The sequence below is a fragment of the Jezberella sp. genome (genome assembly GCF_964834465.1).
On record NZ_CBAZRM010000014.1, the window covers coordinates 77,203 to 93,001 of the forward strand.

Genomic DNA, 15,799 nt, shown 5'->3' on the forward strand with positions numbered 1-15,799 from the left:
GCATTGCGCCTTGCAATGCAGATTCCTCATTTTTTGTGTCGCATCATGAAAACCGCTGAAATTCGATCAAAGTTTCTTGAATATTTTCAATCTAATGGTCACACCGTTGTTGCGTCCTCCTCGCTGATCCCTGGCAACGACCCGACGTTGCTGTTCACCAATTCGGGGATGGTTCAGTTCAAGGATGTTTTTACCGGTAAAGATACGCGGCCTTACACACGAGCGACTTCTTCACAGAGAAGTGTGCGGGCTGGAGGAAAACACAATGATCTCGAAAATGTTGGCTATACAGCGAGGCACCATACGTTCTTCGAGATGCTTGGCAATTTCAGCTTCGGGGACTACTTCAAGCACGAGGCAATCAAGTTTGCCTGGACGCTATTGACCGATGTCTACGCGTTGCCCAAAGAAAAACTGTGGGTCACCGTCTATCAAGAAGATGACGAAGCGTACGATATCTGGAAAAACGTCATGGGCGTGCCGGCTGAACGAATCATTCGGATCGGTGATAACAAGGGTGCACGCTATGCCTCTGACAATTTTTGGCAAATGGCAGACACAGGCCCCTGTGGTCCTTGTACCGAGATTTTTTATGACCATGGCGAGGGTATTTGGGGCGGGCCCCCAGGGTCGCCCGAAGAGGATGGGGATCGCTATATCGAGATTTGGAATCTCGTTTTTATGCAATTTGAGCGAGACGCAGCGGGCAATTTAACCCCATTACCCAAACCTTGCGTTGATACAGGGATGGGGCTAGAGCGAATCGCTGCCGTGTTGCAGCATGTTCATTCCAACTATGAGATTGACTTGTTTCAGGGCTTAATTGCTGCGGCCGCCCGAGAAACTCACTGTAAAGACCTGACCAATAATTCGTTGAAAGTCATCGCAGACCACATACGGGCTTGCAGTTTTTTGATCGTCGATGGGGTTATTCCGAGCAACGAGGGCAGGGGCTATGTCCTACGCCGCATCGTTCGACGCGCCTTACGTCATGGTTATCAGCTTGGGCAGTCGAAACCATTTTTCTATTTACTGGTGAAAGACTTGGTCAATGAGATGGGCGACGCTTACCCAGAGCTCAGAAAGGCAGCGACAAGGGTTGAGCAAGTATTACGCCAAGAAGAAGAGAGATTCGGTGAAACCCTTGAGCACGGCATGAAATTGCTTGATGTCGCTTTGGCTGGCCTCGTCCAAGAGCCGGGGAAAAATCCTGTTTTGGATGGCAATACGCTCTTCACGCTCTATGACACCTACGGGTTTCCCGTTGATTTAACTGCTGATATTTGTCGTGAACGCAGCGTTGATGTGGATATTGAAGGCTACGATCTGGCAATGAATCGCCAGCGTGAACAGGCAAAAGCATCCGGTAAATTCAAAATGACGGAAGGGTTGTCGTATCACGGATCGCAAACTCAATTCGAGGGATATGACCATTTGTCTTGCCAAGCAAGCGTACTCGCTTTGTATCTCGATGGGGTGCAGGTAGATAACGTGTCGGCTGGGCAACAGGCGATTATTGTGCTGGATAGAACGCCGTTCTACGCAGAGTCGGGTGGTCAAGTGGGTGATAGCGGTTTACTCAAGACTGCCACTTCGTCTTTTACCGTTCTTGACACTCAAAAAATCCAGTCTTCGGTATTTGGACACCATGGACAGATAACCTTGGGTACCTTGTCTGTTGGGGATCAGGTTTTTGCTGAGGTTAATGCAACGAACCGTGCCAAAACTGTCAGAAATCACTCCGCGACTCATCTGATGCACAAGGCGCTGAGGGACGTATTAGGGGGGCATGTACAGCAACGTGGTTCGCTGGTTGACGCAGATAAAACTCGTTTTGACTTTGCACACGATGCCCCGGTTTCTGCTGCAGACATTGAAAAAGTTGAACGTTTAGTGAATGCCGAAATCCTTGCTAATCAAGCTGCGCGGGCTCAGGTCATGGCTTACGATGAGGCGGTTAAAGGCGGTGCGATGGCGTTATTTGGTGAAAAATACGGCGATACCGTGCGAGTTTTGGATATTGGTTTTTCGAGAGAGCTCTGCGGCGGTACCCACGTCGAGCGCACTGGTGACATTGGCCTATTCAAAATATTGGCTGAATCGGGGGTGGCAGCTGGCGTACGCCGAATTGAGGCGATTACTGGTGATAATGCGCTCGCCTGGGTTCAACGATTAAATACGACAGTGTTAAAGGCCTCTTCTGCCCTGAAGACGCAACCTGCTGATTTGGTTGATCGGATTGGGGTTGTTCAGGATCAAATCAAGAGTCTTGAGCGTGAGTTGGATCAGGCTCGAGCAAAGCTTGCGTCGAGCGCTGGACAAGCGCTGTCAGAGCAAGCGGTTGATCTGAACGGTATCAAGGTCTTAGCACATGAAGTGCAGGGCGTTGATCCCAAAGAGTTGCGAGCGATGGTGGATCAGCTGAAAGACAAGTTGCGATCGGCGGTTGTAGTGCTCGCCGCACGTTCGGCAGAGGGCAAGATTAGTGTCGTCGCTGGCGTGACTGCTGATCTCACCAATAAGCTGAAGGCGGGAGAGCTGGTCGCAGACCTTTCCTCTCAGTTGGGCGGTAAAGGGGGCGGTCGTCCGGATATGGCAATGGGTGGCGGAACACTCCTTGACAAGCTTCCTGCAGCGATCGCTGGGGTGCAGCCCTGGGTTGCCACGAGAATCTGAGCGGTAACGAATGTATGACAGACGATGGAAATAGGTCATTGATGACACAGCTAGCCGAAGCCATACCTGATTTTCAGCATCAGGTCGATGCCAAAGGGTTGGCATGCCCTTTGCCGATATTGAAGGCAAAGAAAGCATTAGCCATCATGATGAGCGGTGAGGTGTTGCAAGTGTTAACCACCGATCGAGGTGCGGTCAGAGATTTTCAGGCGTTTGCGAAGCAGACCGGCAATGATTTAATTGCTCAAATAGATCAAAAAAGCCACGTCGAACATTATTTGAAGAGAAGATAGCGGATTTTGCTCAAGCGTTGGTTCAACATAGGGTAAAAAGTGCTACACTAGTTGGCTTTGTTGGATCTTTTGGGTGATGCCATTTTCGGCACATCGACTGACATATTCACTAATTTTATAGAGGGATTACCTATGGTGGTGATTCGTATGGCCCGCGGTGGGTCGAAAAAACGTCCTTTTTATAACCTCGTTGCAACCGATTCCCGTAATCGTCGCGATGGTCGCTTCATTGAGCGTGTTGGTTTTTACAACCCAGTTGCTAATGCCAATGAAGAGCGTCTGCGCATTGCGATGGATCGCGTTGGCTACTGGACATCCAATGGTGCACAGTTGTCACCAGCCGTTGCACGTTTGGTAAAAGACTACTCGGCCAAAGTCGCAACTGCGGCTTAATTGAGCCAGACAATCATCATGGCAGTACAAGGCGTGTCAAGCGCGCCTAGCGACTTAATCGAATTAGGTCGCATTGTTGCTGGCTATGGTGTTAGGGGCTGGGTAAAAATCCAGCCACACTCCTCCAATTCGGACGTTCTACGCAAAGCATCCACGTGGTGGCTACAAGCGTCAGTTGCGCCTGCAAAACGCGCCACTAGCCCGACGGATGCTGGCGGGGTGGGTTTGCGTGCGTTCAAAGTCGTCGCGGTACGGCCTCAAGGGTCCACCGTGGTCGCTCAGTTAGACTCGATAAATGATCGTGACGCGGCAGAAGGTCTTGTTGGTCACACGGTTCTTGTCTCGAAATCACTGTTTCCACCCGCGAAGCACGATGAATACTATTGGGTAGATTTAGAAGGCTGTGCAGTCTACGAAACAGAGTCACAGACTCTGATCGGCCTTGTCACTGAGGTGCTCGACAACGGTGCTCATGCCATTTTGCGGGTTCAAAGGTTGAAGACCATGGATCCGTCTGACCCTCTGCTAGACGATAAGGGCAAAAAAATTGAAATACTCGTGCCATTTGTCGAGGCACACGTCCAGCAGGTAGATATCAGCAGAAAAAAAATCGATACTGATTGGCCACTCGATTTTTAGAACAAGTTTAATCATCGGGTGCCTTGCAATGCGCATTGATGTCATTACCTTATTTCCCGAAATTTTCTCCGCTGTCTCTGATGTTGGTGTCACTGGTCGCGCCCACAGTCAGCATATTTGGTCCTTGCACACGCACAATCCAAGAAGCTACTGTGACGACATTCATCGAACGGTTGACGATCGGCCGTACGGCGGAGGGCCAGGCATGGTCATGATGGCTGAGCCGCTCATCAAAACATTGTCGGCGATTAACCATTTGAGACAGAAAGCACCGGTCATTCTGTTATCGCCCACCGGTCAACCATTCGATCAAAAGCGTGCTGCCAGTTTGGCTGCCTCAACAGGCGCAGTTTTTGTGTGTGGTCGCTATGAAGGGGTTGATCAACGTTTTGTCGATCAGTACGTCGACGAGCAATGGTCTCTCGGCGATTTTGTGTTGTCGGGCGGTGAAATCGCCGCCGTCGCAATGATTGATGCAGCAGTCAGACTTTTGCCCGGCGTTTTGAATCACGCAGATTCGTCTCTGCAAGATTCTTTCCAACCGGCGTTGTCAGGGCTATTGGATAGTCCACACTACACTCGGCCTGAGCAACTCGGCGAAGTCCGAGTCCCGGCGGTGCTCACCTCGGGTAACCATGCGAATATCGCTCGTTGGCGCAGGGAGCAATCATTAATGATCACCGCAAAAGTGCGCCCCGACTTAATTTCTGCAGCGCGTGCCCGAGGCGACCTCACCCGAGAGGATGAGGCTTTTCTCAGAACCCTGGGTTAACCGAGTTTTGAGTACTGGGATTTCACCTTGTCAAGTGTTTCAGAGAATTGACTGATCCGAAGTTTTTCTTGCTCTACCACGGCCACTGGTGCACGAGCCACGAACCCCTCGTTGCTCAATTTAGCTTGAGCCTTGGCAATCTCAGTTTCTAATCTGACGATTTCTTTGCTCAATCTTATTTTTTCAGCAGCAACATCAATTTCAACTTTTAGCATCAAACGAGTATCACCCACGACCTGAACAGGTGCACCGTCATCTGGCAGGACGTCTACGACTTCAACGTTGGATAGTTTGGCCAGCGCGGCAAGGTAAGATGCGTGCGCCCTGAGTTGTTCGCTTGAGCCTTGAGCGAACAGAGGCACTCTTGCGGCAGGCGATAGGTTCATCTCACCTCGCAGCGCTCTGACGGCTTCTATTTCTGATTTCAGTCTATCCATTTGAGCCATGGCGCTCAGATCAATCGCAGCCATATTGGATTGTGGAAAAGGCTGTACAGAAATGCTCGTTACCTCTTGTGCTGTTCGTTTGCCAGCCACCAATGACACCTTTTGCCATAGCTCTTCCGTGATAAACGGCATGATGGGATGCATGAGGCGCAGCACTGCCTCTAACACGCGTATTAATGTTCGACGTGTAGCCTGTTGCTGTTCTGGGCTGCCTTGTTGTATTTGTACCTTTGAAAGTTCGAGATACCAATCGCAGTATTCATCCCAAACAAAATGATAAAGCGCATTGGCGATGTTATCGAAGCGATAGTCTGCAAAACCCTTGGCGACGTCGTGTTCGAGTTGTTGCAGCAAACTGATAATCCAGCGATCCGCAAAACTTGTGGCTGGGTTATTCACCGGGCCTAGATCAGTGCCCTCTGTATTCATCAGGACGTACTTTGTCGCGTTCCATAGCTTATTGCAGAAGTTTCTGTAGCCTTCGCAGCGTTTAAGATCGAAGTTGATGTTTCTGCCGAGTGTGGCGTAAGCGGCCATGGTGAATCTGAGTGCATCTGCGCCGAAAGCCGCAATGCCGTCCGGAAACTGCTTACGAGTTGTTTTCTCAATGCTACTTGCCTGCTTTGGATTCATCAGGCCGTAGGTACGCTTGCCAACCAGTGTTTCCAGCTCAACGCCATCAATCAGATCCACTGGGTCAAGCGTATTGCCCTTGGACTTACTCATTTTTTGCCCTTCAGCGTCGCGGATCAAACCATGCACATAGACATGTTTGAAAGGGACTTGACCGGTTAGATGAGTGGTCATCATGACCATTCTTGCGACCCAGAAGAAAATAATATCGAAACCGGTGACCAGCACGCTTGACGGTAAATAGCGTTTCAGGTCTTCGGTTTGCTCAGGCCATCCCATGGTAGTGAATGGCACAAGTGCTGAAGAGAACCATGTGTCAAGCACGTCGGGGTCACGCGTGACGATGCCCTGAACACCAGCTGCCGTTGCTTGGCTCTGAGCCTCTTGTTCAGAGCGGGCCACGAAAACCTGCCCATCTTCGCTATACCAAGCCGGGATTTGATGGCCCCACCACAACTGGCGCGAGATACACCAATCCTGAATATTCTCAAGCCACTGGTTATAGGTCGTTGTCCAGTTTTGAGGGAAGAATTGGACTTCCCCGCGCTGAACAACGTCAAGCGCGACCTCGGTGATGCTTTTGCCCGGGTTTAGCGTACCAGCAGGTGCGGGTTTACTCATCGCAACAAACCATTGATCCGTCAGCATGGGTTCAAGGACTTCTTGCGTTCGATCGCCGCGAGGTTGCATCATCTTGTGATCGACGACCTTGACCAAAAAACCTTTTTCTTGCAACTCAGAAACAACCGCTTTGCGTGCAACGAAGCGATCCATGCCCTGAAATTGCGCTGGGCCGTTCTCATTGATCTTGGCATCAAGGGTAAAGATGACAATGAGCGGCAATTGATGACGCTGAGCGCATGCATAATCGTTAAAGTCATGTGCGCCCGTAATTTTGACGCACCCCGTTCCGAAAGATTGATCAACAAAGTCATCGGCGATGATGGGGATTTGTCTATCGCAAAGGGGTAAATCCACCAGCTTGCCAATTAGATGTTGGTAGCGGCTATCGTGAGGATGTACACACAGTGCGCCGTCGGCCAACATGGTTTCCGGACGAGTGGTTGCAATGGTAAGACCAGCGAGTGTTTCTGTTGTCCCATCGGCATGCGTGATGGTTTGCGGGCCATCTACAAAAGGATAAAGAATGTGCCACAGATGACCGTCGGTTTCGACAGAGACGACTTCGAGATCCGAGACTGCTGTGCGTAGTTTAGGATCCCAGTTGACCAGCCTTTTGCCGCGATAAATCAAACCTTGTTCGTAGAGTCTGACAAAGGTTTCCACAACACCAGTGGACATCTTTTCATCCATCGTGAAATACTCGCGAGGCCAATCAGCAGAGGCACCGAGTCTGCGCACTTGACTGGTAATGGTGTTGCCGGATTGCTGTTTCCAATCCCAGACTTTTTCGATAAATGCGGGGCGACCCAAGTCATGCCTGGACAGCTTTTGCGCATCGAGTTGTCGTTCAACGACAATTTGCGTGGCAATACCGGCATGATCTGTGCCAGGCACGAACACGGTGTCGTCTCCCAGCATTCGGTGATAACGGATCAGTCCGTCCATGATCGTTTGATTAAACGCATGGCCCATGTGCAATGTGCCTGTCACATTGGGTGGCGGAAACTGAATGGCGTAGGTCTGGCCGCTGGCCGCTTTGCCTTGCACATGCTCACCGGCAGCGAAATAGCCTCGACGCTCCCATTCGGTGTACCAGCGTGATTCAAGTTCGGCAGGTTCAAAACTCTTAGAAAGTTCACTGGCGATGGGGTCGGTCATTTGGCTCATTAGGGATTTCCGAGAAAACAGCTTGCAGCATTAGCAAAACCGTCATTTTAAAGGGTAGGCGTTAGAATGCGCGTGCTAGAATGCACAGCTAACGTAGTTATACGCAAAGCCCCTGTTTTTATTGAGATTTATTGGAGTTTTTATGTCTGTCGAACGTACCTTGTCAATCATTAAACCTGACGCCGTTGCCAAGAATGTCATCGGTCAAATCGTTGCTCGTTTCGAGTCTGCTGGTCTGAAAGTGATCGCAGCCCAAATGAGGCAACTATCACGTGCAGATGCTGAACGTTTTTACGCAGTGCACAGCGCCCGCCCGTTTTTTAAAGATCTCGTTGATTTCATGATCTCAGGGCCAGTATTTGTTCAAGTGTTGGAAGGCGAAGGCGCCATCTTGAAAAATCGTGACCTGATGGGTGCGACCGATCCTAAGAAAGCAGACAAAGGCACTATCCGTGCTGATTTCGCTGACAGCATCGACGCGAATGCAGTGCATGGCTCGGATGCGCCTGAGACGGCTGCGGTTGAAATTGGGTTTTTCTTCCCTGGCATTAACGTTCACAGCCGTTAAGCCATCGCTACTGGCCGTGACATTGTCGCTATGCACTCCGATCACATCAACTTACTTGGCTTGGATAGTGCTGCCTTAACCGACCTGGTTGGGCAGTGGGGGGGCAAGCCCTTCAGAGCTAAACAAGTTGAGCGATGGGTGCATCAACGGGGTATCAGTGATTTCGATGAAATGACTGATTTGGCCAAAGCGTTTCGGGTGCAATTGCGTGACGCTTGTCACGTACAAGCCCCGGGCGTGATAAGCGACAAAGTGTCCTCAGACGGTACGCGCAAGTGGTTGTTTGATGTAGGGCAGGGTAACGCGATTGAGTCAGTGTTCATCCCTGAGGATGATCGTGGCACATTGTGTATTTCAAGCCAAGCTGGTTGTGCCGTGAATTGCAGGTTCTGTTCGACGGGCCATCAAGGCTTCAACCGAAATTTAAGCACGGCTGAAATCGTGGGCCAGCTTTGGTGGGCCAATGTAAAGTTACGGGAAGCTGGGCAGCACGCTCGTCTGCCCGCATCATCCGGTTCAGCTTTAGAGCAAAGTGCGCCGATTGATCGACGTCTGATCAGTAACGTCGTCATGATGGGGATGGGTGAACCCCTGCTCAATTATGATGCCTTGATCCCAGCCTTAAAGTTAATGTTAGACGACAACGCGTATGGCCTTTCGCGACGGCGCGTCACGGTGTCCACCTCTGGGGTAGTGCCCATGATGGATCGGCTCGCTCGTGATTGCCCTGTGGCTTTGGCCGTGTCGCTGCACGCTCCCAATGATGCATTGCGCGATGAACTCGTCCCCTTGAACAAAAAGTATCCACTCGCCGAGTTGTTGGCCGCCTGCGAACGCTATCTTGAATTTGCACCGCGAGACTTCATCACGTTTGAATACGTCATGCTTGACGGGGTCAATGACGCCGATGAGCATGCGACGCAATTGGTAGAGATTGGTCGAAGGTTGCATTGTAAATTCAATTTAATTCCTTTTAATCCGTTTCCTGAGTCGGGATTATTGCGGTCAAAGGACTCGAAAATTCGTATTTTTGCTCAGCGATTGCTTGATGCAGGAATCGTCACCACCGTTCGCAAGACTCGCGGCGACGATATCGATGCGGCGTGTGGTCAGTTAGCGGGTCAAGTGAAAGATCGCACGCGGTTGCGAGAAAAAAAAGATGCAAAGATATCTATCCCAATTAAGGAGATCCGGACGTGACTGACACAGGCCTTGAGCAATTGCACATCCCGGATGTCGCATCTGTGGCTGTTGAGCCTCCCGCGCTAGTGCAACCTTCTGTCTCTGCGGGTAAGTCGCTTGCAGACAAAAGAGTAGCGCTTAAATTGACGTTTGACGATGTGACCGCTCGACTTAAATATTCGCGTCGGTTAATCGAATCGCTAGAATCGGATCGGGTGGATGAATTACCAAGCGGATTATCGCTACGTGGACTGATCAGAAATTACACCCGTTTGCTCGGGATGGATTCCCAGCCCATCGAAGAAGCGCTCAAAGATCGGATCGGTATGATTGGTGGCACCATTGCGAACCATACGTCGACAAGATCACTGGCGGCCCACGAACCCGAGCGTCCCCAGCAGTCGTCTATCGGTTGGGTCGTGCTCATTGCCTTGGTTGTGATCGCAGCCTTAGCGATCGCCATTTGGCAGGGGGTTGTCCCGAGGGCGATGCTTCCTCAATGGCTAGGGTCGATGCTGCAATGAGCAACCTGTCCCCCCAACGGGATGAGTCTTGCAACGACCTGGTCGGTGCAGCGACGCGACGCCCAACACGTGCGGTAGAGGTCAAGTGGGGGGGTAAGTCCGTCATCATCGGCGGCAGGGCTCCTGTCCTCGTGCAGTCAATGACGAACACGGATACGGCTGACGCCATTGCGACTGCAATTCAAGTCAAAGAGTTGGCGCTTGCGGGTTCAGAGGTGGTGAGAATTACTGTCAACACCCCTGAGGCAGCCAAAGAGGTTGCGGCGATTCGGAATCAGCTCGATCGTATGGGTGTTCATGTGCCGCTTGTTGGTGATTTTCACTATAACGGCCATAAACTGTTGACACAGTTTCCCGATTGCGCTGCGGCGTTATCCAAGTACCGCATCAACCCAGGCAATATGGGAGGTGGTAAAAAGCGTGATGATAACTTCGCTCAAATGATTGAAGTTGCCTGCAAACACAACAAACCCGTGCGTATTGGCGTCAATTGGGGCAGCCTTGACCAAGAGTTGCTCGCCAAAATGATGGATGCCAATAGTCAATCACGCGTTCCCCGTGACGCACGAGCAGTCATGCGTGACGCGCTTGTTGTCTCTGCGATCAGCAACGCCGAAAGAGCAGAGGTGCTGGGGCTGCCGTCAAACGCCATCATTTTGTCCTGCAAAGTGAGCCATGTTCAGGATTTAATCGCTGTCTATCGAGACTTGGCTGATCGATGTGACTATCCCTTGCATCTCGGGCTCACCGAGGCCGGCATGGGCAGCAAAGGGATTGTGGCCTCTACGGCGGCGTTGTCTGTGCTGTTGCAGATGGGCATTGGCGATACGATACGCGTGTCATTGACGCCCGAACCCGGTGGGGACAGAACCAAAGAAGTCGTGGTTGCTCAAGAGATACTTCAAACCATGGGTCTGAGAGCTTTTACACCCATGGTGGTGGCTTGCCCTGGTTGTGGTCGCACCAGCAGTACGGTTTTTCAAGAACTTGCAGACCAGATACAAACGTATTTGCGAAATCAGATGCCAATCTGGAAATCTCTCTACCCTGGCGTAGAGTCGATGAACGTCGCCGTGATGGGGTGTGTTGTCAACGGGCCGGGCGAGAGTCGGCATGCAGATATCGGGATTAGCCTGCCCGGGACTGGGGAAGTACCCTCTGCCCCTGTCTTTGTGGATGGCGAGCGGACGGTAACGCTCAAAGGCGATAGCATCGCCCTTGAGTTTCAAGCAATTGTCGAAGCGTACGTTGCACGTCGTTATGGCATCGTGACAGCCACCGTTTGATTTGGTGCTGACATGCAGTAAAGATCCACAAATCTTCAAGATGCAATTTGCCGGCTTGTGGCACCGAATTATTGAATGGATAACATGACTCAGGTTTTTAATAAAGTTAACGCTATTCGTGGCATGAACGATGCTTTGCCGCGTTCGACAGGGCGACTCAACGATTTAGAAGCGATTGTTAGAGAGTGGCTTCGTATCTATGGTTACAGCAATATGCGTACACCCATACTTGAGCACACTCGACTTTTTACGCGCGGTATCGGAGAAGTGACCGACATCGTCGAAAAAGAGATGTACACCTTCACGGATGCGTTAAATAACGAGTCGCTGACCATGCGGCCTGAGTTCACCGCTGGCATGGTACGAGCGGCGATTGAGCATAACCTTCTCTATGATCGCCCCCATCGCGTTTACGCGATGGGGCCGGTGTTTCGTCACGAAAGACCTCAGCGGGGTCGATACCGACAGTTTCATCAGATTGATGTCGAGGCACTCGGGATTGCAGGCCCGGATGTGGATGCTGAACTTATCGTGATGACCAATCGCTTATGGCGCATGCTCGGCATCAATGACGTGAAGCTTGAAATCAATTCACTCGGGCAGGCCGACGAGCGAGCGGCTCATCGAGAGGCATTGATCAGTCATCTTGAGAAATTTAAGAGTATTTTGGATGAAGACGGTTTAAGACGGATGTACACCAACCCGTTAAGAGTCTTGGATACCAAAAACCCTGCGTTACAAGAAATGGCCGATGCAGCGCCAAAGTTATCAGATTATCTGGGCGAATCTTCCCGCGCTCATCTCGATGGCGTGCTTGCGCGCCTATCCGACGCAGGCATTCAATACAGTATTAACCCAAGAATGGTGCGGGGTCTTGATTATTACAATTTAACGGTCTTCGAGTGGGTCACCGATAAGCTGGGCGCCCAGGCAACCATTTGTGGTGGTGGCCGCTATGATGGTCTCATTGAGTTGCTTGGGGGCAAGCCAGCGCCGGCGGTGGGGTTTGCTATCGGTGTCGAGCGATTGATCGATCTTTGGGATCAAATCACCCCCCCGACTGATCAAGCAGAGTGCGCTGTTTATCTGATTCATCAGGGTGAAGAAGCACAAAGGCGTGCCGCCGTATTGGCCGAGTCCATCCGCGATGAAGGGATTTCTGTGGTAGTTCATCCCGGCTCGGCGAGTTTTAAGTCTCAGTTCAAGCGTGCTGACTCCAGCGCGGCCTCAATTGCGGTTATCCTTGCAGGCGATGAATTAGCGGCAGGGGTAGCTTCTGTGAAAATGCTGAGGCTAGACTCGGCTCAAGCGGATTTGGCTCAACATCAGGTGGCGCTGGATAGTCTCGTCCCATTTTTGAAAGATAAGGTTTAATACGAGTATGGCTCTCGATCTAGAAGAACAGGAACAAATTGATCAGCTGCGTGCTTGGTGGTCCAAGTATGGTAATGCTGCAATGACGCTTCTCATGATTGCTTTGGCGGTCATGGCCGCTTGGCGGGGCTGGCAGTGGTATCAGGTGCATCAGTCGACGCAGGCCCGAGGATACTTCGAGGCACTTCAGGATGCAGCGACTCAGCAGACAGGTGATGAATCCGTTGCCCGCATAAATGCCGCTGTGAAAACGCTACGCGATGACTACGCAAAAACGGATTATGCGACACGGGGCGCGCTGATTGCGGCGTCTGCACTTGAGGTTCGCAAGGATTTAGTGGGTGCACAGGCACAACTCGACTGGATCATTCGGTCGGGTGATCGGGCGTTGGTGCCCGTTGCCAAGCTGCGTTTAGCGGGTTTGTTACTCAGCAAAAGCGATTTTGAAGCTGCGCTTGCTACGCTTGAAAATCCCCCCGAACCATTTGCGGCCGTTTATGCGGATAGACGCGGCGATATTTTAGCGGCCAGTGGTCAAATGGCCTTGGCAAAAACGGCTTGGCAACAAGCCATTGAGCGACTTGGTCCCACCGACCCTCTCACCCCCTTGGTTAAATTAAAGCTAGAAGCCCTCGGAGTCTAACGAACATGTCTTTTTTATCAGTTAGTTGGTTCAAACGTACGGTAATGGTGTGTACAGTCCCGTTACTTACAGCGTGTGGTGCAATGAATATTTTTACCGGGGATGACGGGCGCTATGATCCAACCCCGTTGAAAGAGTTTCCTGCTGCCGTTTCAGCAACGATTGCATGGCAAGTTCCCGTTGGTAGCGGTTCTGGGGTTGGTTTTGCCCCTGCGATTGTCAACGATAGTGTCTACGCGGCGGCAGCAGATGGCTCAGTCGGCAAATTCGACTTAAAGAATGGCGCTAGCGTTTGGTTGCAAAAGTTAGATTTGAAGCTGACGGCTGGCGTCGGTAGCGATGGTAACGTGACAGCCGTTGCCGCGAATGATGGCACCGTTGTGGCTTTCGATGACACTGGTGCAGAAAAATGGCGTGCGAAGGCAACGAGCGATGTGTTTGTGCCACCAGTGGTCGGTTACGGTATTGTCGCCGTTCGAAGTGGTGATTACCGGATTCAAGGTTTCAATGCACAAACAGGAGAGCGGCTCTGGAGTATTCAACGCCCCGGTCCTAGCCTGGCGTTGCGTGGCACATCGAAGATGATTGCGGCAGAAGGACTGCTCATCACTGGTGTCCCGGGCGGCAAGATGATTGCAGTCAATATGCAAACGGGCGACATCCAGTGGGAAGGTGTCGTCGCTGCCGCAAAGGGGTCAACTGACCTCGAGCGTGTGACCGATGTCACCGGTAGTCCAATTTTGACAGGTTCCCTGCTGTGTGCCGCCTCGTATCAGGGGCGCGTGATTTGCTTTGACGTTTCGCAACGCGGCAGACCTGTTTGGGGCAAAGACTATTCCAGCCCGAATGGGATATCTGTCGACGCTAATGCAGTCTACAGCGGCGATCAAAAAGGGGTTATCACGGCTTTTGGCATGCAAAACGGTGCGCAAAGCTGGACGCAAGATGCGCTGAAGTATCGCAAGCCCACAACCCCAGTTTCAAACGGTAAGTACATCACCGTCGGTGACTACAAGGGCTATGTACACATTTTGTCTGCAACCGACGGAAAAATGGTCGGTCGAATTGCAGTAGGCGGAGATGCAATGATTGTTGCACCGCAAGTCACTTCCCAAGGCATGTTATTGCAACTCGGCAATGGCAGTCTTGCTTTAATAGCGTTGAACTAACTCGTGCCATTTAAACCTGTCATTGCGCTGGTCGGGCGACCAAACGTTGGTAAATCTACTCTGTTTAACCGGATGACTCGATCGCGCTCGGCGCTTGTCGCTGATTATTCAGGATTGACGCGAGATCGTCACTACGGGGAAGGGCGTGTTGGCGAAAAGCCCTTCATTGTGGTGGATACTGGGGGCTTTGAGCCTGTCGCAAAGACAGGTATCTTGCACGAGATGGCCAGACAAACCAAGCAAGCAATTGCTGAAGCGGATGTCGTCATCTTTATGGTTGATGCGAGGCTGGGCATTAGTGCGCACGATCACGACATTGCGCGCCTGTTGCGTAAGACGGGTCAGCGATGCTACCTATGTGTCAATAAAGCCGAGGGGATGCGTCACTCTAGCGCGGTGGCTGAGTTTCATGAGCTTGGTTTGGGACAGCCGTATGCAATCTCTGCGGCACATGGTGACGGGGTTGCAGATTTGGTCGACATTGCGCTGGAGGGATTGGGTGACCCCGCGCCCGAGCTCGCGCCAGTCTTTGATGTCGATGATGCCGAACCGACTGCATTTGACGTTGCTAATGATGCGCTTGAACAGGCCTTGCCCGTCGAGCATCGAATTAAACTCGCCATCGTGGGTCGACCTAACGTGGGTAAGTCGACCTTGATCAACACTTTGCTCGGCGAAGAACGTGTCATCGCCTTTGATATGCCTGGCACCACGCGGGATGCGATTGAAATCGAGTTTGAGCGTGGCGATAAGAAATATACGATTATCGACACCGCGGGTTTGCGTAAACGTGGCAAAGTATTCGAGGCCATTGAGAAGTTTTCTGTGATCAAGACGCTGCAAGCGATTGAGGCAAGCAACGTTGTTTTGCTCATGATTGATGCGCAGCAAGAAGTGTCTGAACAGGATGCACATATAGCGGGGTTTATTCTTGAGACAGGGCGAGCCTTGGTTGTCGCCATCAATAAATGGGACGGCGTAGACGCTGATCAACGGGAACAAGTCGAGCGCGACTTTGATCGTAAGCTTAGATTCTTGTCTTTTGCTCGAATGCATACGATCTCAGCAATGAGAGGTCAGGGTGTCAATGCCGTGCTTCGTTCTGTCAACGCAGCCCATGCCGCAGCGTTTGCCAAGTTATCAACCCCCAAGCTGACGCGTGAACTTCAGGCTGCGCTCGAACAGCAACAGCCACCGCGTAAGGGTATTTTCCGTCCGAAAATGCGTTACGCGCATCAGGGTGGGCAAAATCCGCCACTGATTATTATTCACGGTAATGCTCTGGATCAAATTCCGGATTCTTATCGACGCTACCTCGAAGGCCGCTTTCGAGATGCCTTTGAGTTGGCTGGAACGCCGCTTAGAATTGAATTCAAGTCCTCTCATAATCCTTACGTTGACGATTAAATC

General features: G+C 51.4%; 14 protein-coding genes. 13 read left to right on the forward strand and 1 reads right to left on the reverse strand.

Going from position 1 to position 15,799, the window contains the following annotated elements; genetic code table 11:
• Positions 1-45: 45 nt before the first annotated feature.
• From alaS to trmD, 5 genes are all read left to right on the forward strand, one after another.
• Positions 46-2,676, forward strand: coding sequence for an alanine--tRNA ligase (alaS, locus tag AC1W8Y_RS12075; RefSeq protein WP_482014732.1), 2,631 nt, complete (start codon positions 46-48; stop codon positions 2,674-2,676).
• 41 nt (positions 2,677-2,717) lie between these two features.
• A complete protein-coding gene (locus tag AC1W8Y_RS12080) occupies positions 2,718-2,969 on the forward strand; it encodes a sulfurtransferase TusA family protein (RefSeq protein WP_482014733.1) in 252 nt (83 codons plus the stop codon).
• 132 nt (positions 2,970-3,101) lie between these two features.
• Positions 3,102-3,362, forward strand: coding sequence for a 30S ribosomal protein S16 (gene rpsP, locus AC1W8Y_RS12085; RefSeq protein ID WP_482014734.1), 261 nt, complete (start codon positions 3,102-3,104; stop codon positions 3,360-3,362).
• Positions 3,363-3,380: 18 nt separating this feature from the next.
• Positions 3,381-4,001 carry a ribosome maturation factor RimM gene (rimM, locus tag AC1W8Y_RS12090; protein WP_482014735.1) on the forward strand — a complete coding sequence of 207 codons (621 nt, stop codon included), beginning with the start codon at positions 3,381-3,383 and terminating at the stop codon, positions 3,999-4,001.
• Positions 4,002-4,029: 28 nt separating this feature from the next.
• A complete protein-coding gene (gene trmD, locus AC1W8Y_RS12095; RefSeq protein ID WP_482014736.1) occupies positions 4,030-4,773 on the forward strand; it encodes a tRNA (guanosine(37)-N1)-methyltransferase TrmD in 744 nt (247 codons plus the stop codon).
• Here the strand turns inward: trmD and AC1W8Y_RS12100 are convergent.
• Positions 4,770-7,643, reverse strand: a complete 2,874-nt coding sequence (locus AC1W8Y_RS12100; RefSeq protein ID WP_482014737.1) for a valine--tRNA ligase — start codon at positions 7,641-7,643, stop codon at positions 4,770-4,772. The genes trmD and AC1W8Y_RS12100 overlap by 4 nt on opposite strands.
• 142 nt (positions 7,644-7,785) lie before the next feature.
• Here AC1W8Y_RS12100 and ndk point away from each other — a divergent pair, with 142 nt between their 5' ends.
• From ndk to der, 8 genes are all read left to right on the forward strand, one after another.
• On the forward strand, positions 7,786-8,211 hold the full coding sequence (gene ndk / locus AC1W8Y_RS12105; protein WP_482014738.1) for a nucleoside-diphosphate kinase: 426 nt from the start codon (positions 7,786-7,788) through the stop codon (positions 8,209-8,211).
• A gap of 30 nt (positions 8,212-8,241) precedes the next feature.
• Entirely contained in the window at positions 8,242-9,411 is a 1,170-nt protein-coding gene (gene rlmN, locus AC1W8Y_RS12110) for a dual-specificity RNA methyltransferase RlmN (protein ID WP_482014739.1), read from the forward strand.
• Positions 9,408-9,917, forward strand: coding sequence for a helix-turn-helix domain-containing protein (locus AC1W8Y_RS12115; RefSeq protein WP_482014740.1), 510 nt, complete (start codon positions 9,408-9,410; stop codon positions 9,915-9,917). The genes rlmN and AC1W8Y_RS12115 overlap by 4 nt, the downstream gene beginning before the upstream one ends.
• Entirely contained in the window at positions 9,914-11,203 is a 1,290-nt protein-coding gene (ispG, locus tag AC1W8Y_RS12120) for a flavodoxin-dependent (E)-4-hydroxy-3-methylbut-2-enyl-diphosphate synthase (RefSeq protein ID WP_482014741.1), read from the forward strand. The genes AC1W8Y_RS12115 and ispG overlap by 4 nt, the downstream gene beginning before the upstream one ends.
• Before the next feature lie 84 nt (positions 11,204-11,287).
• Positions 11,288-12,577, forward strand: coding sequence for a histidine--tRNA ligase (gene hisS / locus AC1W8Y_RS12125; protein WP_482014758.1), 1,290 nt, complete (start codon positions 11,288-11,290; stop codon positions 12,575-12,577).
• Positions 12,578-12,584: 7 nt separating this feature from the next.
• Positions 12,585-13,220: a YfgM family protein gene (locus tag AC1W8Y_RS12130; protein ID WP_482014742.1), complete on the forward strand. Its 636-nt coding sequence runs from the start codon at positions 12,585-12,587 to the stop codon at positions 13,218-13,220.
• Between the two features lie 44 nt (positions 13,221-13,264).
• Positions 13,265-14,389, forward strand: coding sequence for an outer membrane protein assembly factor BamB (bamB, locus tag AC1W8Y_RS12135; RefSeq protein WP_482014759.1), 1,125 nt, complete (start codon positions 13,265-13,267; stop codon positions 14,387-14,389).
• Between the two features lie 3 nt (positions 14,390-14,392).
• Entirely contained in the window at positions 14,393-15,796 is a 1,404-nt protein-coding gene (gene der / locus AC1W8Y_RS12140) for a ribosome biogenesis GTPase Der (RefSeq protein ID WP_482014743.1), read from the forward strand.
• The last annotated feature ends 3 nt before the right edge of the window (positions 15,797-15,799 follow it).

Coding starts and splice junctions, on each gene's coding strand:
- alaS (WP_482014732.1), top strand. CDS start 46: ATGAAAACCGCTGAAATTCGATCAAAGTTTCTTGAATATTTTCAATCT.
- AC1W8Y_RS12080 (WP_482014733.1), top strand. CDS start 2,718: ATGACACAGCTAGCCGAAGCCATACCTGATTTTCAGCATCAGGTCGAT.
- rpsP (WP_482014734.1), top strand. CDS start 3,102: ATGGTGGTGATTCGTATGGCCCGCGGTGGGTCGAAAAAACGTCCTTTT.
- rimM (WP_482014735.1), top strand. CDS start 3,381: ATGGCAGTACAAGGCGTGTCAAGCGCGCCTAGCGACTTAATCGAATTA.
- trmD (WP_482014736.1), top strand. CDS start 4,030: ATGCGCATTGATGTCATTACCTTATTTCCCGAAATTTTCTCCGCTGTC.
- AC1W8Y_RS12100 (WP_482014737.1), bottom strand. CDS start 7,643: ATGAGCCAAATGACCGACCCCATCGCCAGTGAACTTTCTAAGAGTTTT.
- ndk (WP_482014738.1), top strand. CDS start 7,786: ATGTCTGTCGAACGTACCTTGTCAATCATTAAACCTGACGCCGTTGCC.
- rlmN (WP_482014739.1), top strand. CDS start 8,242: ATGCACTCCGATCACATCAACTTACTTGGCTTGGATAGTGCTGCCTTA.
- ispG (WP_482014741.1), top strand. CDS start 9,914: ATGAGCAACCTGTCCCCCCAACGGGATGAGTCTTGCAACGACCTGGTC.
- hisS (WP_482014758.1), top strand. CDS start 11,288: ATGACTCAGGTTTTTAATAAAGTTAACGCTATTCGTGGCATGAACGAT.
- AC1W8Y_RS12130 (WP_482014742.1), top strand. CDS start 12,585: ATGGCTCTCGATCTAGAAGAACAGGAACAAATTGATCAGCTGCGTGCT.
- bamB (WP_482014759.1), top strand. CDS start 13,265: ATGGTGTGTACAGTCCCGTTACTTACAGCGTGTGGTGCAATGAATATT.